Here is a 19,361-nt window from a genome sequence, read left to right as displayed (position 1 = left end):
GGCCCCCCCGCCCGGCGGTTCGTGGACCCAGCTGATCAACGCCGTTCTACGAGCCCAGTGCGGCGCCCACCACCGCCCGGGCCTCCTCCTGCACCTGGGCCAGGTGGTCGGGGCCCTTGAAGGACTCGGCGTAGATCTTGTAGACGTCCTCGGTGCCCGACGGGCGGGCGGCGAACCAGGCATTCTCGGTGGTCACCTTCAGCCCGCCGACCTTCGCGCCGTTGCCCGGTGCCTCGGTGAGCTTGGCGGTGATCGGCTCCCCGGCCAGCTCGGTCGCGGTGACGTCGGCGGGGGACAGCTTCCCGAGCTTGGCCTTCTCCTCGCGGGTCGCCGCCGCGTCCACCCGGGCGTAGGCCGACTCGCCGAAGCGGCCGGTCAGCTCCCGGTGCAGCTCGGACGGCGACTTCCCGGTGACCGCCTGGATCTCGCTGGCGAGCAGGGCCAGGAGCAGGCCGTCCTTGTCCGTCGTCCAGACGCCGCCGTCCCGGCGCAGGAACGAGGCACCGGCGGACTCCTCGCCGCCGAACCCGACCGACCCGTCGATCAGCCCGGGCACGAACCACTTGAAGCCGACCGGCACCTCGCGCAACTCACGGCCGAGGTCGGCGACCACCCGGTCGATCAGCGACGAGGACACCAGCGTCTTGCCCACCGCGGTGCTCGGCGCCCAGCCCGGCCGGTGCGCGAACAGGTAGGAGATGGCCACCGCGAGGTAGTGGTTGGGGTTCATCAGCCCGCCGTCGGGGGTGACGATGCCGTGCCGGTCGGCGTCGGCGTCGTTGCCGGTGGCGATCTGGAAGCGGTCCTTCTGCTCGATCAGCGACGCCATCGCCGACGGCGACGAGCAGTCCATCCGGATCTTGCCGTCCCAGTCCAGCGTCATGAACCGCCACGTGGGGTCGACCAGCGGGTTCACCACGGTCAGGTCCAGACCGTGCACCTCGGCGATCCGGCCCCAGTAGTCGACGCTGGCCCCGCCCAGCGGGTCGGCGCCGATCCGGACGCCGGCCGCCCGGACGGCGTCCAGGTCGAGCACCTCGGGCAGGTCGGCGACGTAGGTGCCGGTGAAGTCGTAGCCCTGGGCGGCGGCGCGGGCCTGCGCGAACGGCACCCGCCGGACGCCGTCCAGCCCGGCGCGCAGCAGCTCGTTGGCCCGGCCGGCGATCCAGCCTGTGGCGTCGGAGTCGGCCGGCCCGCCGTGCGGCGGGTTGTACTTGAAGCCGCCGTCGCGGGGCGGGTTGTGGCTGGGGGTGACCACGATGCCGTCGGCCAGGCCCGAGGTCTTGCCGCGGTTGGCCCGCAGGATGGCGTGGCTGACCGCCGGGGTGGGCGTGTAGCGGTCGGCGTCGTCGACCAGGACGGTGACGTCGTTGGCGGCGAGCACCTCCAGCGCGGTGACCCAGGCCGGCTCGGACAGCCCGTGGGTGTCGCGGCCGACGAACAACGGCCCGTCGTACCCCTGGCCCTTGCGGTACTCCACGATCGCCTGGGTGGTGGCCAGGATGTGCGCCTCGTTGAACGCACCGTCCAGGCTGGACCCGCGGTGGCCGCTGGTGCCGAACACGACCTGCTGGTCGGGGTCCGCTGGGTCGGGCCGGGTCGAGTAGTAGGCCGTGACCAGGTGCGGGACGTCGACGAGGTCCGACGGCTGGGCCGGGGTGCCGGCGCGCTCGTTGCTCATGGGGTGATCTTCGCCCCGGGGGACCTCCCCCGGCGACCGGGCGGTCTCAGTCCCACCAGAAATGCCAGGTGGTCGCTCCGCGGAGCAGCGCCGCGTACTGCTCCGCGGTGTAGGGCGGCTGGTCCCACCGCTCGTAGGTCTGCGGCGCGAAGTTGTCCGGGCAGAAGGCGTAGTGCTCGTTCGCGAGCAAGCGGAGGGTGTCGTCGTCCGTGGGCGGCCTGGTGACCACGAGATCCAGGTCCGCGAACCCGAGCTGCACCAGGTATGCGCCGAAGCGGTCCTCCCAGCTGCGCAGCACACCGGAGACCTGGGACGCCGACGTCCGCCGCTCGAGGTACCGGTCTCCGAAGTCGCTGTGCCAGTTGCACGCCCCGGTCCACCCCAACCGGGCGGGGACGTCGGCCGGTCGGGGCGCGGGGACCAGCGCCAGACGTGGGCCGCAGGGGACCTCGTCGATGCGGACCTGGTCGGCCTGCTCCCCGACCGGCGCGGCCAAACCAGGCCAGGATGGGTGCGGCAGCAGAGTGCCGTCAGGCCGCACGAGGCGGGCGCCCTCCCAGCACGTCGCGAGCACCTCGGCTGCGTCCCGCGGATCGCCGACCGGGTCCGCATGGGGCAGCCGCTCCTCCGATTCGTCCCGGTAGGCACCGGCGAGCCCGGTCACCGGCCACACCCCTGTCCGGTCGAAGACCTCGGCCCAGGCCCGCCAGATCCGCCAGGGTTCTCCGTAGCGGCCATCCGTGTGGGTGTCGTCGATCCGCCAAGCCCTGGGCGGGTCGGTCATGGTGAAGTCGCCGTCGCGATGGCTCAGCGTCGCCAGCGGACGGAGGTGGCCGCCCCGGGTGCGGTCCAGGCCCATGTCCCACTCGTCGTCCGGGGAGAGCGTCCCGAGCCGCCGCCGGATGGCGGCCGGCGTGGTCCCCACCAGCTCGGACTCCGGGAGAGGGGTACGGACGGGGATGAGGTGGGTCCCCGTCGCCCTGCTGCGCGGTTGCATGCCGGCATCGAGCCACAGGACGGCGACGTGCGGAGCCGGTCGTCCACACGACCGTGCGTTGTCCACAGATCTTCCGGTCGCGCCCAGACCGTCGGTGGGCGTGGCTACCGTCGTCGTCGTGACCGCAGCGCTCGCCCTCCCGCTCGACGAGGAATTCCTCGCGTCCTGCTTCGGCGATGCCGTCGTCTTCCGGGGGCGGGCCTGCGTGCGGGGCCGCAAGGTGCGTTCGGCAGTCGTCCAGTCCACCGATCACGTGTCCGGCGTCGTGGTGGGATCCCGCGGCGAGATCTACCAGGTCGCCGCATTCGCCGACCTGGAGGAGTGGGTCGGCCGGTGCAGCTGCCCGGTGAGCGCCCAGTGCAAGCACGCCGCCGCCGTGCTGCTTTCCCTGGGCCCCGACGGCCAGGGCACCGCGTTCGACCCGGTGGGCGACCTGGTCGAGAGCTGGCCACCGACCGCACCCCGGGTGGCCCCCAAGCCCGCGCGGCCGGCCTGGGAGACCGCGCTGGCCGACCTCACGCCGAACGCGGCCGCCACCGATCTCGTCCCGGTCGGCCTCCAGTTCGAGCTCAACGCCCCCACCGGGCGCGCCGGGCAGCGCGTCCCGGTGCAGGTGCGGCTGCGGCCGGTGGTCCCGGGCCGGGCCGGGCGGTGGGTCCGCACCGGGGTGACCTGGCGTGACCTGCCCTTCGAGCACGGGCCGGTCCGGCGGGTCCCCGAGCACCGCGACGTGCTGGTCGAGCTGTACCGGGCCGCGCAGTCGGCCGGGTCCTCGGGCTACTACGGCAACCCCGACGCCGTCTTCCTCGACGAGGTCGGGCCCCAGCTGTGGCGGCTGCTGCGCGAGGCGCAGCGGGCCGGCGTCACCTTCGTGACCGCCAAGACCCCGGCCGACCGGGTGGTGCTCGAGACCCCGGCCACGCTGCGGATGCAGGCCACCGCGAACGAGCGCGGCGACCTGCTGCTGGAGGCGGTGGTCGACCGCGCCGCCGGGCTGACCCCGCTGGCCGGGCTGACCCTGGTGGGTACTCCGGTGCACGGCGCCTTCGTTGTCGACGGCGACGCGCTGCGCCTGGTGCCCTTCGACGCCCGGGTGCCGGTCGAGCTGTCCCGGATGATCGCCCGCTTCCCCCGGCTGGAGGTGCCCGCGGCCGACGGCGACCGGGTCCGCCGGGAGCTGGTGCCCGCGCTGCAGCGCATGGTCGAGCTGGTCTCGCCCGACGGGTCGGTGGAGCTGCCCTCGGTCCAGCCGCCGGTGCTCGCGCTGACCGTCAGCCACGCCGACGGCGCCCGGCTCACCCTGGACTGGTCGATCGTCTACCCGGCCGCGGAGTCGACCGGGGACGAGGTCCCCGAGGGCCGGCGGGTGCCGCTGACCGGCGCGGTCGGCGACCCGGGGCGCAACGACCGGGCCGAGCGCACCCTGCTCAGCGGGGTCGTGCTGCCCGACGGCCGCTTCCCGCAGCTGCGGCAGGCGACCGTGCAGCGTGGCCTGGCCCCCTCGGTCGAGCTGCGGGAGCTCGACGCCGCCGTCTTCTGCGAGGGCGTGCTGCCCTCGTTGCGCGACCAGGGCGTCCGGGTCACCGAGCTCGGCGACGCCCCCGACTACCGGGCGGCCACCTCGGCACCGGTGGTCAGCGTGTCGGTCACCGACCCCGCGGTCGGCGACGCCGACTGGTTCGACCTGGGCATCACGGTCACCGTCGACGGCCAGGACGTCCCCTTCGCCCACCTGTTCCGTGCGCTGGCCACCAAGCAGACGCACCTGTTCCTGCCCGGTGGCACCTACTTCCCGCTCGACGGCCCGGAGTTCGCCGTGCTGGCCGAGCTGATCGCCGAGGCCGGGGCCCTGCAGGACCGCCGCAAGCCGCCCACCCGGATCAACCGGTGGCAGGCCGGCCTGTGGGGCGACCTGCGCCAGCTGGGCGTGGTCGCCGAGCAGAGCGCGCGGTGGGAGCGCAGCACCGCAGCCCTCCTGGAGCTGGAGTCGCTGCCGCTGCCCGAGGTGCCGGCCGGCATCACCGCCCAGCTGCGGCCCTACCAGCTGGAGGGCTTCCGCTGGCTGAGCTTCCTGTGGGACCACGACCTCGGCGGGGTGCTGGCCGACGACATGGGGCTGGGCAAGACGCTGCAGGCCCTGGCGCTGCTGCAGCGGGCCAAGGACGCCGGCCAGCTCACCGCCCCGGTCCTGGTCGTCGCCCCCACCAGCGTGGTCGGCAACTGGCTCTCCGAGGCCGCCCGCTTCGCCCCCGGCCTGGTGTGCACCGCGGTGGAGGAGACGTCGGCCAAGGCCGGGGTGCCGCTGGCCACCCGGGTCGCCGGCGCCGACCTGGTGATCACCTCGTACACGCTGCTGCGCCTGGACGAGGACGAGTACGCCGGGGTGACCTGGCGCGGGATGCTGCTGGACGAGGCGCAGTTCGTGAAGAACCGGCAGGCCAAGGCCTACCGGGCCGCCCGCACCGTCGACGCGCCGTTCAAGCTGGCCATCACCGGCACGCCGATGGAGAACAGCCTGATGGACCTGTGGTCCCTGCTGTCCATCTGCGCCCCGGGCCTGTTCCCCGACGCCGAGGGCTTCAACGAGCAGTGGCGCCGGCCGATCGAGCGCGGCACCGACCCGGGCCGGTTGGGGGTCCTGCGCCGCCGGCTGCGCCCGCTGATGCTGCGGCGCACCAAGGAGCTGGTGGCCGCCGACCTGCCGGCCAAGCAGGAGCAGGTGCTCGAGGTCCGGCTCACCGGCCGGCACGAGACCCTGTACCGGACCGCGCTTCAGCGGGAGCGCCGCAAGGTGCTCCGGCTGGTCGACGACATGGACGCGCACCGCTTCGAGATCCTGCGGTCGCTGACCCTGCTCCGGCAGCTGGCCCTGGACCCCGCGCTGGCCGACCCCGAGCACGACTCCGTCCGCTCGGACAAGACCGAGGCCTTCCTCGAGCACCTGCGCGAGGTGCTCGCCGAGGGCCACCGGGTGCTGGTGTTCAGCCAGTTCACCGGCTACCTGGCCCGCATCCGGGCCCAGCTCGACGCCGAGGGCATCGGCTACGCCTACCTCGACGGGTCCACCCGGCAGCGGCCGGCGGTCATCGCCAGCTTCACCGAGGGCGAGGTGCCGGTGTTCCTGATCAGCCTCAAGGCCGGCGGATTCGGGCTGAACCTGACCGCCGCCGACTACGTCTTCGTGCTCGACCCGTGGTGGAACCCGGCTGCCGAGGCACAGGCCGTCGACCGGGCGCACCGGATCGGCCAGACCCGCAACGTGATGGTCTACCGGCTGGTCGCCAAGGACACCATCGAGGAGAAGGTGATGGCCCTCAAGGCGCGCAAACAGGCGATCTTCGACCAGGTGGTCGACGAGGACGGCGTGCTGTCCGCACCGCTCACCGCCGACGACATCCGCGGCCTGTTCAGCTGACCGGGCGCTCCACCTGGACGAGGAACCGGCGCACCGCCTCGGTGAACACCTCCGGGGCCTCCGAGTGCACCCAGTGCCCGGCGTGCTTGACCCGCACCAGCCGGACGGCGGGGAACAGCTCGGCCATCCGTGCCCGGTCCTCCTCGAGCACGTAGGTGGAGCTGGCCCCGGCGATCCACAGCACCGGCCGCTCGAACACCGCTCCCGGCGGCGGCTCGGGGAAGCCGCGCAGCTCGCCGAGGTCACGGGCCAGCAGCGGCAGGTTCAGCCGCCACCGCCAGCCGGTCGTGCCGTCCCGCACCAACGACTGCAGCAGGAACCCGCGCACCATGTCGCTGGGCACCGCGGCCCGCAGCGCGGCGTCGGCGTCCTCCCGGGTGGCCAGCGAGTCCAGGTCGATCGCCCGCATCGCCGCGATGAACGCCGCGAACGGGGAGGCCTCCTCGTCCGGGTCGTCGGTCCGGCCACCGGTCTCCGGGTAGACCGACGGCGAGATGTCCACGACCACCAGCGCGCGCAGCAGCTCGGGCCGGCGCAGCGCCAGCTGCATCGACACCTTGCCGCCCATCGAGTGCCCCACCAGCGTCACCGGCTCGCCGAACCCGGCCAGCAGGTCACCCAGCAGCTGCGCCATGTCGACGTAGTCCACCCGGTCGGTCCAGGGCGAGTGCCCGTGGTTGGGCAGGTCGACCAGGGTCACCCGGTGCCCGTCCTCGGCCAGCCGGCGGGCCACCGTCGTCCAGTTGCGGCCCTGGCCGAACAGACCGTGCACGAATGCGACCCGGGGGCCCTCGTCGCCGATCGTCCGGGTGGCCAGCTCTAGGTCCGCGGTCACCGGGCGCCGGCCTCGGGGGCGACGTGCTCGTCCACCCGGCGGGGCGCGAGCGGATCACGGGGCAGGAGGAGCAGCACGGGACCAGTGTGACGCGACCGTGATCGGCGCCCCCGTGTCGCCGCCGGGGGTCGGCCGGTGCGACGGTCATGGTGGCTCGGTGATGAGCGGGCAGGCAGTGGTCTGGGCGGGCAGCGGTACCGCCTGGTCCTCCGTGGGGTGGGGCGAGCCGGTCGCCGAGGTGCTGGCCGGGCTCGGGTGGCAGGTCGCCGTCGTCCCGTGGGGCGACCCCGCCGCCGAGCACCAGGGCCGCCCCGGCGTCCTGCACGTCTTCAGCGGCGGCCTCGAGCCGGTGGACTCCGGCACGGCGGCGATGGCCGACCGCCTGGACGCCGTCCGCGCCGGACTCGAGGCGGCCGACGCCGACCGCGCCTCGGTGGTCGGCATCTGCCTCGGCGCCCAGATGATCGCGGCGGTGAGCGGCGGGGTGCTGCCCGACCCGGTGCCCGGCGGCGGCGAGGTCGGGACGACGACGCTGCGCGGCGACGGCGAGCCCACCCTGCACGTGGCGACCGCGCACGTGCAGCAGGTCCCCGCCGCGTACCTCCGCACCCCGGGGGTGCGGCTGACCTGGACCGGTGGCGCCACCCGGCTGCAGGGCTTCACCCTCGGCTCCCGGGTCACCGGGGTGCAGTTCCACCCCGAGCTCGGCGCGGCCGGGGCCGAGCGGGCCGGCAACGCCTTCACCGACCTCACCGGCGTGCCGGCGGTCGCCGCGGCCGAGTCCGCGCTGGACCCGGCCCGCTCCCTGTCCGTCGTGCTCGCCACCGCCGGGGCGCACCGGCTCGCGCCCTCCCTCGCCGCCTGACCGACGTCCCCGGGACCGTCGGACCCCTCGCCTAGCGTCGGGGGCATCCGTCCGCCTGCGCTGAGGAGTCCCGTGCCCGGTCGTCGCCGTCGCGCCACCACCACCCGCCGGTCCACCACGACCGCCCGGAAGGCCGCGTCCCCGAAGGCCGGGGCGACCAAGGCCGGGGCGACCAAGGCCGGGGCGACGAAGGCCGCGCCCCGCAAGGCCGCGGTTACCAAGGCGGCCCCGCGGAAGGCTGCGACGAAGGCGGCACCCCGCACGGCGTCCGTCCGGCCCGTGGCGGGCCCGGGGGAGCGGGTCTGGGTGCTCGCCGTCCCGTTCCGCGCCCCGGCGCCCGGGGCGGTCTGGGACAAGGACCTGCAGGCCCACCTCTGGGTCGGGGCCACTCCGCCGCCCGAGCTCGCGCCCTACCTGCCGGGCCCGTACACCTTCGAGCGGTTCCTGGAGGACGAGCTCAACGAGACCCCCCGCCCGGTGCCGGCCGGCGACCGGATGACCCCGCGGGCCGAGCAGGTCAGCGGGGCCGCGGCGATCGCGGCGCACGAGGCCGCCGGCGGGCGGATGTTCCTGCTGGGCGACGACCCCGGCGTGGGCAAGACCGGCACCGCCGTCCTCGCCGTGCAGCAGATCGCCGCCCGCCGCGGCGCCCGCACCGTGCTGGTGGTCGCCGACCGCCCCGCGGCCATCACGATCCCGCACTGGACGCGGTCGATCACCGCCTTCGGCGCGGGTGGGCTGCGCTGGTGCGTGACCACCTGGGACCGGCTGGGCAAGGTGCGCGGCCTGCACTTCGACGTCGTCGTCGCCGACGAGGCGCACATGGTCCGGCACACCACCACGCAGCGCTGGAAGCACTGGAAGGCGGTCTCGGGCTCCGGCCGGGTGAAGGACGCCCCGTTCGTGCTGCTGGCCACGGCGACCCCGGCGCACTCTCCGCTGGAGCTGCCCTACCTCGCCCCGCACCTGGCCCAGCTGCACGACGAGCCGCTGCGCGCCTGGTCGAACCTGCCGGTGAAGCTCGCCGAGCACGGGTTCCACGTGGAACAGGGCCGCTACGGCGCCGCCTGGACCGAGGACCCCGACGAGCGGCGGGCCGACCTGGCCACCCTGCGCGGCTGGCTGACCGACACCGACCCGCCGTCCACGCTGTACCGGCCGGCGCCGTGGGGCCAGGTGCAGGTCACCGGCACCCCGGTCGCCCTCACGCCGGCCGAGCGGGCGCAGTACGAGGGCGACTGGCAGGAGTTCCGGGCCGAGATGCAGCTGGCCCGCCGGGCCCGGCAGACCGCCCGCGGCCGGGCCGCGCTGCTGCGGTTCCGGCAGAAGGCGGGCCTGATCCGGGTGCCGGCGACGGTCGACTGGGTGAAGGCCCAGGTGGAGGCCGACCGGCAGGTGGCGGTCTCGGTCGAGTTCGTGGAGACCGCCGCCGACCCGATCCGGCAGGCGCTGCTGGACGCCGGCGTGCCGGTGTCGGGCATCTACGGCCGCGACCGGTTCGACGTCGAGGCCGAGCGGCTGCGCTTCCAGACCGGGGAGTCCAAGGTCTGCGTGTTCACCGTGACCGCCTCGATCAGCCTGCACGCCGGCGAGCAGCTGCCCGGCGGCGCCACCGCGTCGACCACCCCGCGGGTCGGGCTGTTCCACCAACCCCGGTTCTCCGGGATCGGCGCCCGGCAGGTCACCGGCCGCACCCACCGGGACCACCAGGTGTCGCCGTGGCGGATCGCCTACGCCGAGGACACCGTCGAGGAGCAGGTCGCCAAGGTGATGGTCGAGCGGCTGGCGGTCACCGGCTCGACCGCCGGCGGGGACACCGCCGGCCTGCAGCAGATCGCCGAGCTGCTGGACGCCGACTGGCTCCCGTCGACCTCCCTGACGGCCGCCGACTGACCCCGCCGGTGATCATGCAGATCGGCCACGCCGCCGCGCCCGTCCCGGGCGGGTCACCGTTGCCGATCTGCAGTCTCGGCGCCCGGGGTCAGGCCGGCGCGACCACCCGCATGGGGAGGTGCGGGATGCCGTCCTCCAGGTAGTCCTCGCCCGAGCGCTCGAAGCCGAACCGGGCGTACCAGCCCTCCAGGTAGGCCTGGGCGCCGATGTCCACCGTCCGGCCCGCGCACAGCTCCAGCCCGCGGGCGATCAGCTGGGCCGACAGCCCCCGGCCGCGGGCGCCGACCGCGGTGGCGACCCGGCCGATCGCCCGGTCCTCGCCGTTCTCCAGCACCCGGATGCAGGACTGCACCTCGCCGTCCTCGCCGGAGATCCAGACGTGCACCGTGCCGGGCTCGGTGTCCCGGCCGTCCAGCTCCGGGTAGGGGCAGGTCTGCTCCACCACGAAGACGTCGACCCGCAACCGCAGCAGGCCGTAGAGCTCGAGCGGGGACAGGTCGGCGAAGCGCTTCTCCACGATCACCGCCCCATCCTGCCGCCCGGGCCCGGGCGGTCAGACCGGGTGGCCGTCCACCGACCCGTCCACCGGCACCCGGGTCACCCCGTCGCCCACCGACTCGGCGGCGGCACCGGACAGCCGCTTGAGCAGCGAGGCCATGTCGATACCGGTCAGGTCACCGGACAGCTGCAGACCCTGCGCCACGTTGGAGGCCACCGAGCGGGACAGCGACCCCGGACCGTCGGCGCTGATCACGGTCATCTTGTCCACGCTGGACAGCGGGGCGGCCGCGGCGGCGACGACCTCGGGCAGCACCTTGACCAGCAGGTCCAGGATCGCGGCCTCGCCGTAGGTGCTGAAGGCCTGCGAGCGGGCGTCCATCGACTCCGCCTCGGCCTTGCCCTTGGCGAGGATCGCGGCGGCCTCGGCGACACCCTCGCGCTCGACGGCGTCGGCGATCGCCTGACGGCGCAGCTTCTCGGCCTCACCGCGCTTGGCGCCCTCGATCGCCTCGGCGTCGGCCAGCGCCGACCGGCGGGCCCGCTCGCCCTCACCGGAGAGCTTGGCCTGCTCGGCGGCGGCCTGGGCGGCGGCGATGGTGGCCTGCCGGTCGGCCTCGGCGGTGAGGATCTTCGAGTTCTTGCGGCCCTCGGCCTCCTGCTCGACCCGGTACCGCTCGGCGTCGGCCGGACGGCGGACCTGGGTGTCGAGCTGGGCCTGGGTCAGCGTCGCGGTGCGGGCAGCGACCTTCTCCTGCTCGGCGAGCACCTGCTGGTCCTGCGCGGCCTGGGCCAGCGGGCCGGCCGCGGCGGCGCGGGCCTTGGCGGCGTCGGTCTCGGCGGCGATCTCGGCCTGCTTGAGCGCCAGCTGCCGCTGGGAGACCGCGATGGCCTCGTCGGCCAGCAGCTGCTCCTGCTGCGCGGCCTGCCGGGCGCGGGCCTCGGCGATCGAGGCCTCCTTGAGCACCCGGGCGGCCTCGGGGCGACCCAGGTCGGCCAGGTAGGTGCCCTCGGCCTGGATGTCCTGCAGCTGGAAGGTGTCCAGCACCAGGCCCTGGCCGGTGAGGGACGACTCGGCCTCTTCGGCGACGGCGGAGGCGAACGCCGCGCGGTCCCGGATGATCTCCTCGATGGTCAGCCGGCCGACGATCGAGCGCAGCGCACCGGCCAGCACCTCCGAGGTGAAGGTGTCGATGCCGGCCTGCTGCTGCAGGAAGCGCTGGGCGGCGGCCCGGATCGAGGACTCGTTGCCGCCGACCTTGACGATCGCCACGCCCTCCAGGTCGCACTTGACGCCCTGCTTGCTCACCGCGCCGCGGATGCCGACCGGGATGCGCCGGCTGGACAGGTCCAGGGTGTGCAGCTTCTGCACGACGGGGAGCACGAAGATGCTCGCGCCCATCACGACCTTCTGGCCGGACATGTCGCGGCTGATCGACCCGTCGGCACCGGTGACCGACCGGCCCTGCCGCCCGGTGACCAGGAACGCCTGGTTGGGGCCGGCCACCTTGATCCGGGACAGCACCAGCAGGACGAGCAGGACGACCAGGACGGCGATGCCGCCGATCGCGATGAGCAGGGTCACGTGGGGGTGCCTCCAGACGGTTCCGGTGCGGTCGAGACGACCTCCACCGAGGTCGGCGACGGGGTGTCGACGACGTAGACAGGGGTGCCGGTCGGCAGGGCGACCTCGCTGCGGGCGGCGTACTTGAGCTGCTGGCCGCCCAGGGACAGCCGGACCTCGCCGAACCCGCCGGCCGGGACGGCGGAGACCACCACGCCCTGGCTGCCGAGCAGGTCGCCCTCGGTGAGGGTCGGCGCGGTGGGCATGTCGCGCAGGCCGCTGGCCAGCTTCACCGCACCGGCGGCCAGCGGGAGCGCGACGACCACCCCCACGACCAGGCAGAGCAGCACGGTGACCACGCCCGGCAGGTCCGGCAGCAGGGCCGACGCCGCCGCGCCGCCGAAGCCGACCCCGCCGACGAAGGCGGCGATCGCCGGGAGGGAGAACGGGCCGTCGGCGTCGGGGTGGCCCAGGTGGCCGATCTCCCCGCCGACCAGCGCGAGCACCAGGACGAGCACACCGACGCCGCCCACGGCGAGGAACGCGAGCGCGGTGGCGTCCAACGGGCTCCTCTCGGGCGGGCTGCGGGCGCCCCAGCCTCACAGGTGGGCGGCGTTCCGATCAAGCCGGGTCCCGGAACGGTCCGCCGGCCTCACCCGTCCGAGCGCCAGTCCGGTGGGTCGGCGGGGGACAGGTCGGGGTCGTCCCCGGCGTAGGTGCGCACCGGTCCGGGGGCGGTCCGCGGGCCCTCGAACCGGACGGTGACCCGGTTGAGGCCGCTGCCCCACACCCAGCCCCGGCCCATCTCCGCGTGCTCGACGTCCTGCCCCGGGTGCCACACCGGGACCGCCCGGACGGCCTCGGGCTCCGGGACGGCGTCGATGTCCTCCTCGAGGTCGGCGACCGGCTCGGGGTCCTCGGCGAACAGGTCGCCCTGCACATAGGTGGCCAGGCCGGAGACGCCGACCCCGAGCAGCCGCACCCCGCCGGTGCGGTCGATCCCGGCCAGCAGCCGGCGGGCGACGTCGGCGACCGTGCGGACGTCGTCGAAGGGCTGGGTCAGCGTCTGGGACCGGGTGAGGGTGGTGAAGTCGTAGCGGCGGAACTTCAGCGTCACGGTGCGCCCCGCCGTCCCGTCCTTCTGCAGCCGGGTCACCACCCGCTGGGCCAGCGAGCCGATCTCGTGCTCCAGCGTCGCGAGGTCGGTCAGGTCGGTGGCGTAGGTGCGCTCGGCGGAGACGCTCTTGGCCTCGCGGTCGGGCACGACCGGCCGGTCGTCGTCCGCCCGGGCCAGGCGGTACAGCCCCGACCCGTGCGCCTGGCCGACCAGGGTGACCAGGTCGGTCAGCGACCGCTCGTGCAGGTCGGCGACCGTGCGGACGCCGACCGAGGACAGCCGGTCGCCGGTGGCCGGGCCGACGCCGGGCAGCGACCGCACCGGCAGCGGGTGCAGCACGTCGAGCTCGCTGCCGGCGGGGATGACCAGCAGGCCGTCGGGCTTGTCGAGCTCGCTGCCGATCTTGGCCAGCGTCTTGGACGAGGCGATGCCGACCGAGCCGCGCACGCCGCCGGTGGCCGTGTGGAGCCGCTCCTTGAGGTCGTGCGCCAGCGCGGTCAACGACTCGACGTCCAGGGCGTGGCCGCCGGCGGCCAGGTCGACGTAGGCCTCGTCCACGCTCACCTGCTCGACCAGCGGCGACAGCTCGCGCAGCAGGTCCATGACCACCCGCGAGGTGAGGGAGTACGCGGCGAACCGGCCGCCCAGGAACGCCGTCCCCGGGGGGCACCGGCGGCGGGCCTCGCCGCTGGACATCGCGCTGCGCGCCCCGTAGGCGCGGGCCTCGTAGGAGGCAGTGGCGACCACGCCCCGGCCACCGGTCCCGCCGACCACCACCGGCTTGCCGCGCAGCGAGGGCTTGTCGCGCTGCTCGACGGCGGCGAAGAAGGCGTCCAGGTCCAGGTGGAGCACGCTGGCCTCGGATCGCACCCCATGGATGATGCCTGCATGTCCGACCACGCGAGCTGGGCCGAGATCGTCGCCGAGGACCCCAAGCACTCCCAGCGGTACGTGGACCGGTTCCGCACGCTGGCCGCCGAGGGCGCCGACCTGGACGGCGAGGCCCGGCTGGTCGACGCCCTGCTGCCGCGCGGCTCGCGGGTGCTGGACGCCGGCTGCGGCCCGGGCCGGGTGGGCGGCGCGCTGCACCGCGTCGGGCACGTCGTCACCGGGGTGGACGGCGACCCGGTGCTCGTCGCGGCCGCGCGCACCGACCACCCCGGCCCGACCTGGCTGGTCGGCGACCTGACCACGCTCGACCTGGGGACGACGTTCGACGGCATCGTCTGCGCCGGCAACGTGATCACCTTCGTGGCGCCGGACCGGCGACGGGACGCGCTGGCCCGGCTGCTGGCCCACCTGGAGCCGCCCGGTCGGCTGGCGATCGGGTTCGGCGACCACCGCGGCTACGGCTTCGCCGAGTTCCGCGCCGACGCCGCGGCGACCGGCTGGGCCGAGGACCTGCTGCTGGCCACCTGGGACCTGCGCCCGTGGACGCCGCAGTCGGACTTCCTGGTCGCCGTCCTGCGCCCCGCCTAGACCCCCGGCTGGACCAGCCGCAGCCGGCGAGCCGAGCGGCCGACGGTCACCTGCTGCCCCCAGGACAGCGTCAGGTGGTCGTCCTCCAGGCCGTCCCCGAAGACCACCAGCTGGTCGCTCTCCACGGTCAGCGCGAGCCGCTGGTCCCCGGTCAGCAGGCCCTCGGTGCAGGTCGTGCCGGTGACCGGCGAGGGCCACGCCTCCCGGACGAACCAGGCCAGGGCGTCGTCCGTGGGCCCGGGCAGCGCCAGCCCGCTGCGCCGCTCCAGCGCCGCGGAGCGGCACCAGCCGGTCGCCCCGGTGCCGGTGGAGACCAGCAACCCGGACGACGCCTGCCGCTCCGGCTCGCCGCCGGGCGCCCGCAGCCGGTACCGGGCCGTCTGGTGGGTGGGCTGACCCAGGTAGACCTCGTTGAGCGCGGTGAGGGCCTGCCCGTCGTCGGCTCGCGCCTCGACCATGGTCAGCTCGTCGGCCCGGTCCCGGTGGGCCAGGAGGCCGGCGACGTCGTCGGCCCGGTGCCGGACCAGGACGCCGGCGTTGCGGCCGGGCTCGGGGTCGACACCCACCACCGGCTGGCCGTCGAGGTACTTGGCCACGTTGGCCACCAGCCCGTCCTGGCCGACCACCAGCACCACGTCGTCCGGGGCGAAGAGGAACCGCGGCAGGTCGCCCCGCTCCACGCTGCCCCGCCGCCAGTCCAGCGGCACCTGCGCCAGCGCAGCGGCCACCGCGGCCCGCTGGGCGGCGTCGTGCGCGGCGACCTCCTCGACGTCCCGCCCCCGGCTGCGCAGGAAGAACGCCGCCTGCCCGCGGGTGCCGTGCCGGGCCACCACCTCGGTCAGCTCGGTGGCCCGGTGCACCAGCACCACCCGCGGCGCCAGGCTCACCGCTGTGCCCCCAGCTTGGCCAGCAGACCGGTCAGCAGCTCCGGGGTGATGGTGAGGTTCTGGATCTGCGGCAGGTTGTTCGCCAGCTGCCGCAGCGCCAGCGCGTGCACCGTCTCGATCGGCAGCTCGGCCCAGGCGGCCAGCTCCGCCCGGTTGGCCGCGCCCGTCGCCTCGCCGAGCACCCGCTTGCGGTCGGCCTCCACCTCCATGGCGGTGCGGTCCCGCCGGGCCTTCGACCCCGCCGCGACCTCGGCCGCCTCGGCCGCGTTCTCGGCCTCCCGGCGGGCGTTCACCCCGCGCTGGCCGACCAGCTCCTCCTCGCGGCGGGCCAGCTCGACCTGGTTGGCCAGCTCGTTCTCGCTGATCGCGCGCTCCCGCTCGACGGCGGTGGCCCGGCGGGCGTAGGTCGCGGCGTCCGCGGCGGCCTGCACCTGCTCGCGGGTCGGCGTCCGCAGCGCCCGCTCCATCTCGGGCTCGGGCCGGATCGCCACCACCCGGACGTCGACCACGGCGATGCCGGTCTCCACCAGCCGGGCGTCGGCGGCCAGCCCGGCGGCCACGGCCGCCCGCACCGGGCCCACCCCGGCGGTGAGCACCGTGGTCAGCACGCCGCCGGCCAGCAGGTCGATGGCGTGCTGCTGGGCCGACTCGGTGAGCAGCCCGGCGACCTGCTCCAGCGGGGTGCCCCGCCAGGTGCCGGTGTCCGGGTCGACGGAGAAGTCGACCCGACCGGCGGCCAGCACCGGGTCGGCGAACCGGAAGGTCAGCGTCATCTGCACGGTGACGTCCTGGAAGTCCGCCGTCCGGGCGTGGAACAGCAGCGGGAGCTCGCGGTCGTCGACCGGGATCTCGCTGAGCACCGCCGACAGCGGGCGGAACCAGAAGCTGGCGCCGGTGCCGCCGTGCCGCAGCCGGCCGGCGGTGACGTGCTGGACGTGCGCGGTCGCCGAGCCGCGCAGGTGCCGCACGAAGGGGTAGCGGGCGATGTCGGCCATGTCTGCCTCCTGAGGTTGTCGTCAGCACGACGATAAGCAGCAGGAGGGCTTGTCGTCAATTTGACGCTAGGGTGGCGGCGTGGCGCATCCCTCCTTCGCGGTGACCGTGGACCTCGTGGTGCTGACCGTCCGCACCGACGAGCTCTGCGTGCTGCTGGTGCGCCGCGGGGTCGAGCCGTTCGCCGGGCAGGACGCCCTGCCCGGCGGTTTCGTCCGCCCCGACGAGGACCTGGGGACGGCGGCCGCGCGCGAGCTGGCCGAGGAGACCGGCCTGGTCGTCGGCCACCTGGAGCAGCTGGCCTCCTACGGCGCGCCGGACCGCGACCCCCGCCAGCGGGTGGTGACCGTGGCGCACCTGGCCCTGGTGCCCGACCAGCCGGTGCCCACCGCCGGGTCCGACGCCGCCGAGGCCCGCTGGGTGCCGGTGCACGAGGCCCGCGGGCTGGCCTTCGACCACGACCGGGTGCTCGCCGACGGCGTCGAGCGGGCCCGTGCCAAGCTCGAGTACACCGCGCTGGGGACGGCGTTCTGCCCGGCCGAGTTCACCGTCGCCCAGCTGCGCCGGGTCTACGAGGTCGTGTGGGGCCGCGCCCTGGACCCGCGCAACTTCCACCGCAAGGTCACCGGCACCCCCGACCTGCTGGCGGCCACGGGGGAGACGACGACCCGGGACGGCGGCCGCCCCGCGCAGCTCTTCCGCCGCGGGACCGCCGACCAGCTGCACCCGCCGCTGCTGCGCACCGACACCTAGGGCCGGTCGGCCAGCAGCTTCTTCGGCGCCCGGCACCGCCAGGCGCCGACGACCAGCTCGGCGAGCAGGTCCTCGGCGACGTCGTCCAGCCGGACCAGGACGGCGGGGAACCCGTCGAAGTGCGGGATGGTGAAGCAGACCTCGGGCTCGGCGGCGAGCAGCTCGGCCTTCTCCCCCTCGCCGGCGACCCGGACGCCCAGGATCTCGCCGTCCGGCGCGTCGTCCCCCAGGTCGGCGCGGTCCTTCTTCCCCCAGCGGCCGGACCCAGACGATGGCCATGCCGGCCACCCTGGCGGGATCAGGCCGCGCCGGCAAGGGCTGCCCGCAGGCGGTCGGCGACCTGGGCCATCGTGTCCCGGGCGCGCACCGGGTCCTCGGTGAGGAAGTAGTGGTCGACCCCCGAGGTCTCGTGGTGCCAGACGTCGACGCCGGCCGCCCGCAGCCGCTCGACGTAGCGGACGCCGTCCGGGCGGAGGGTGTCCCGCTCGGCGGTGAGCACCAGCGCGGGCGGCAGCCCGGTGAGGTCGGGGGCCAGCAGCGGCGAGGCGTACGGCTCGCGGCGGCTGGCGACGTCGGGGAAGTAGACCCGGCGCACCAGGCCGCGCAGGCCCGGGGAGATCATCCCGGCACCGGCCGGCACCTCGGCTGCCATGTCCAGCGCGGGGATGCCCAGCACCTGCAGGACCGGGGTGAACGACCCGCGGTCACGGGCCATCAGGGCCACCGCCGCGGCCATCCCGCCGCCGGAGGAGAAACCGCCCACCGACACCCGCTCGTACCGGCCCGCCGCCCAGGCGGCGACGGCGTGCGCCTGCTCCTGGGCCACCGGGTAGGCGACGTGCGGACCGGTCCGGAAGTCGACGTTGAGCACCGCGGCCCCGGTGGTGGCGGCCAGGTAGCGGCACCACCAGTCGTCCATCTGCGGGTACCGCATCAGCCACGCGCCGCCGTGCAGGTGGACGTGCGCCGTCGTCCCCGTGCCGTAGACGTGCACGGGCACCCGGCCGTGCGCGGTGTCGACCCGGACCACCTCCGGGTCGGGCAGGTCCGAGCCCGCGAACCGCAGCTGCTCGCCGTAGCTGACCGTCCACCGGGCGGTCGCGTGCATGAGCGTGGCCTGCACCCGGTCGCTGATCCGCATGCCCGGTGTTCGGTGCGTCCGGCTCGGCGGTTCGGGTAGGACGCACCCGTGAGCTACCTCCCCGACCCGGCGACGACCTCCCGGCACGCGGACCAGGAGGTGGCCGGGCAGACCCGCTTCGTGGCCACCGGTGCGCAGACCCGCGGCGACTTCGGCCTGTTCGAGGTCACCCTGCCGCCCGGCGGAGGCGGACCGGGCCCGCACGTGCACCGGACGTTCAGCGAGTCCTTCCACGTCCTGGAGGGCCGGCTGGCCGTGCTGGACGGCGACACCTGGACGACGGCGGGTCCCGGCGACCTGGTCTACGTGCCGCGGTCGGGGGTGCACGGCTTCCACGCGGCCGACCAGGACGCCGGCTGCCGGTTCCTGATCCTCTTCACACCCGGCGCACCGCGGGAGGACTACTTCCGCGGCATGGTCGAGCTGCGGGCCGGCGGACGGGTGCCGACGACCGAGGAGCTCGACGAGCTGGCCGCCCGGTACGACCAGCTCAACCTGCGGGACTGACCGCCGGGGACGGCGCGTCCCGGTCCTGCGCATCCCGGTCCTGCCAGGTGCAGACGCAGACCTCGTTGCCCTCTGGGTCGGCCAGCACCCAGAACGCCCGGGCCTCGTCGTCGGACAGCAGCGTGCCGCCGGCGGCCAGCGCGGCCGCGACGCGGGCGTCCGCGACGTCGTGCGGCACGGTGATGTCGAGGTGGATCCGGTTGCGCTGCGGGCGGGCGGCGTCCATCTGCTGGAACCAGACGGCCGGGAGCCGGCCCGCCGGGTCGACCAGCGCCTCGTCGTCCCCGGGCTGGGGCACCATCGCCAGCACCGCTGCCCAGAACGGACGGACGGCGGGGATGTCCAGGGCGTCGACGGCGATCTCGAGCTCCTGCGCATCGCCGACCCGGCGGTCGCCGACCGGGGCCACCGGGCGGTCCAGCACCGCGGTGATCCGCCGCGCGAGGTCGACGTCGGCGGCGGTGACCGCCCCGCGGGACCGGTCCTGCAGGGTCAGGCGCAGGTGGTCCGGGCGCAGGTCGGCCCGCAGGTGCGCATCACCCTGCGCACCGAGGTCGGCGGTGACCGCGGCCAGCAGCCCGGCGCCCTCGGCCAGGGAGTCCAGCGGCACGGCGGTGACCAGCTCGCCGAGCAGCAACCGCCACCCGATGCCCTCCACCGCCTCCTGCGCCTGCGTCCGGGTCAGGGCCTGCGGGGGATCGTCCACGTCCGGACATGCTGCCCGGCCCCTCCGACA

17 protein-coding genes are annotated in these 19,361 nt (G+C 75.1%); 6 read left to right on the top strand and 11 right to left on the bottom strand.

Annotated elements, in window-relative coordinates:
* Nucleotides 1-46: 46 nt before the first annotated feature.
* Together pgm and UXQ13_RS15880 are read right to left on the bottom strand one after the other, a co-directional pair.
* Nucleotides 47-1,681, bottom strand: a complete 1,635-nt coding sequence (pgm, locus tag UXQ13_RS15885; protein WP_225233668.1) for a phosphoglucomutase (alpha-D-glucose-1,6-bisphosphate-dependent) — start codon at nt 1,679-1,681, stop codon at nt 47-49.
* A 46-nt stretch (nt 1,682-1,727) separates the two neighbouring features.
* Nucleotides 1,728-2,606: a DUF4253 domain-containing protein gene (locus UXQ13_RS15880; protein WP_225233669.1), complete on the bottom strand. Its 879-nt coding sequence runs from the start codon at nt 2,604-2,606 to the stop codon at nt 1,728-1,730.
* Nucleotides 2,607-2,796: 190 nt separating this feature from the next.
* Here UXQ13_RS15880 and UXQ13_RS15875 point away from each other — a divergent pair, with 190 nt between their 5' ends.
* Nucleotides 2,797-6,093: a DEAD/DEAH box helicase gene (locus UXQ13_RS15875; RefSeq protein WP_225233670.1), complete on the top strand. Its 3,297-nt coding sequence runs from the start codon at nt 2,797-2,799 to the stop codon at nt 6,091-6,093.
* On the opposite strand, the gene UXQ13_RS15870 is transcribed toward UXQ13_RS15875, so the two are convergent.
* On the bottom strand, nt 6,086-6,928 hold the full coding sequence (locus UXQ13_RS15870) for an alpha/beta fold hydrolase (RefSeq protein ID WP_225233671.1): 843 nt from the start codon (nt 6,926-6,928) through the stop codon (nt 6,086-6,088). The genes UXQ13_RS15875 and UXQ13_RS15870 overlap by 8 nt on opposite strands.
* 160 nt (nt 6,929-7,088) lie before the next feature.
* Here UXQ13_RS15870 and UXQ13_RS15865 point away from each other — a divergent pair, with 160 nt between their 5' ends.
* Both UXQ13_RS15865 and UXQ13_RS15860 read left to right on the top strand, forming a co-directional pair.
* A complete protein-coding gene (locus UXQ13_RS15865) occupies nt 7,089-7,793 on the top strand; it encodes a glutamine amidotransferase-related protein (RefSeq protein WP_225233672.1) in 705 nt (234 codons plus the stop codon).
* 72 nt (nt 7,794-7,865) lie between these two features.
* Nucleotides 7,866-9,686 (top strand): DEAD/DEAH box helicase, encoded by a 1,821-nt coding sequence (locus tag UXQ13_RS15860; protein ID WP_225233673.1) that lies wholly within the window; start codon nt 7,866-7,868, stop codon nt 9,684-9,686.
* An 88-nt stretch (nt 9,687-9,774) separates the two neighbouring features.
* Here UXQ13_RS15860 and UXQ13_RS15855 read toward each other — a convergent pair whose 3' ends face one another.
* From UXQ13_RS15855 to UXQ13_RS15840, 4 genes are all read right to left on the bottom strand, one after another.
* Nucleotides 9,775-10,209: a GNAT family N-acetyltransferase gene (locus UXQ13_RS15855; RefSeq protein ID WP_225233674.1), complete on the bottom strand. Its 435-nt coding sequence runs from the start codon at nt 10,207-10,209 to the stop codon at nt 9,775-9,777.
* 30 nt (nt 10,210-10,239) lie between these two features.
* Entirely contained in the window at nt 10,240-11,769 is a 1,530-nt protein-coding gene (locus UXQ13_RS15850) for a flotillin family protein (RefSeq protein WP_336392532.1), read from the bottom strand.
* A complete protein-coding gene (locus tag UXQ13_RS15845; RefSeq protein WP_336392531.1) occupies nt 11,766-12,311 on the bottom strand; it encodes a hypothetical protein in 546 nt (181 codons plus the stop codon). Before UXQ13_RS15845 ends, UXQ13_RS15850 begins: the two co-directional genes overlap by 4 nt.
* An 89-nt stretch (nt 12,312-12,400) precedes the next feature.
* On the bottom strand, nt 12,401-13,735 hold the full coding sequence (locus UXQ13_RS15840) for a DNA polymerase IV (protein ID WP_225233676.1): 1,335 nt from the start codon (nt 13,733-13,735) through the stop codon (nt 12,401-12,403).
* A gap of 18 nt (nt 13,736-13,753) precedes the next feature.
* Between UXQ13_RS15840 and UXQ13_RS15835 the strand changes: the two genes are divergently transcribed.
* A complete protein-coding gene (locus UXQ13_RS15835; RefSeq protein WP_225233677.1) occupies nt 13,754-14,344 on the top strand; it encodes a class I SAM-dependent DNA methyltransferase in 591 nt (196 codons plus the stop codon).
* Here UXQ13_RS15835 and UXQ13_RS15830 read toward each other — a convergent pair.
* Both UXQ13_RS15830 and UXQ13_RS15825 read right to left on the bottom strand, forming a co-directional pair.
* On the bottom strand, nt 14,341-15,231 hold the full coding sequence (locus UXQ13_RS15830) for an NAD(+)/NADH kinase (protein WP_336392530.1): 891 nt from the start codon (nt 15,229-15,231) through the stop codon (nt 14,341-14,343). The genes UXQ13_RS15835 and UXQ13_RS15830 overlap by 4 nt on opposite strands.
* Entirely contained in the window at nt 15,228-16,226 is a 999-nt protein-coding gene (locus UXQ13_RS15825; protein ID WP_336392529.1) for an SPFH domain-containing protein, read from the bottom strand. Before UXQ13_RS15825 ends, UXQ13_RS15830 begins: the two co-directional genes overlap by 4 nt.
* Nucleotides 16,227-16,305: 79 nt before the next feature.
* Here UXQ13_RS15825 and UXQ13_RS15820 point away from each other — a divergent pair, with 79 nt between their 5' ends.
* Nucleotides 16,306-16,977: an NUDIX hydrolase gene (locus UXQ13_RS15820; protein WP_225233680.1), complete on the top strand. Its 672-nt coding sequence runs from the start codon at nt 16,306-16,308 to the stop codon at nt 16,975-16,977.
* A 298-nt stretch (nt 16,978-17,275) separates the two neighbouring features.
* Here UXQ13_RS15820 and UXQ13_RS15815 read toward each other — a convergent pair whose 3' ends face one another.
* On the bottom strand, nt 17,276-18,118 hold the full coding sequence (locus UXQ13_RS15815; RefSeq protein WP_225233681.1) for an alpha/beta hydrolase fold domain-containing protein: 843 nt from the start codon (nt 18,116-18,118) through the stop codon (nt 17,276-17,278).
* Nucleotides 18,119-18,166: 48 nt separating this feature from the next.
* On the opposite strand from UXQ13_RS15815, the gene UXQ13_RS15810 reads away from it, so the two are divergent.
* The gene (locus UXQ13_RS15810) at nt 18,167-18,625 is read left to right on the top strand and encodes a cupin domain-containing protein (RefSeq protein ID WP_225233682.1); all 459 of its coding nucleotides are present in this window, start codon (nt 18,167-18,169) and stop codon (nt 18,623-18,625) included.
* On the opposite strand, the gene UXQ13_RS15805 is transcribed toward UXQ13_RS15810, so the two are convergent.
* A complete protein-coding gene (locus UXQ13_RS15805) occupies nt 18,609-19,331 on the bottom strand; it encodes a VOC family protein (RefSeq protein WP_225233683.1) in 723 nt (240 codons plus the stop codon). The two genes, UXQ13_RS15810 and UXQ13_RS15805, sit on opposite strands and share 17 nt — an antisense overlap.
* Between the last annotated feature and the right edge of the window lie 30 nt (nt 19,332-19,361).

The organism is Klenkia terrae (assembly GCF_037083865.1).
Classification (GTDB): Bacteria; Actinomycetota; Actinomycetes; order Mycobacteriales; family Geodermatophilaceae; genus Klenkia; species Klenkia terrae.
The sequence above is the reverse complement of the archived record's forward strand: the minus strand, read 5'-3'. Positions and strand labels throughout refer to the sequence as shown.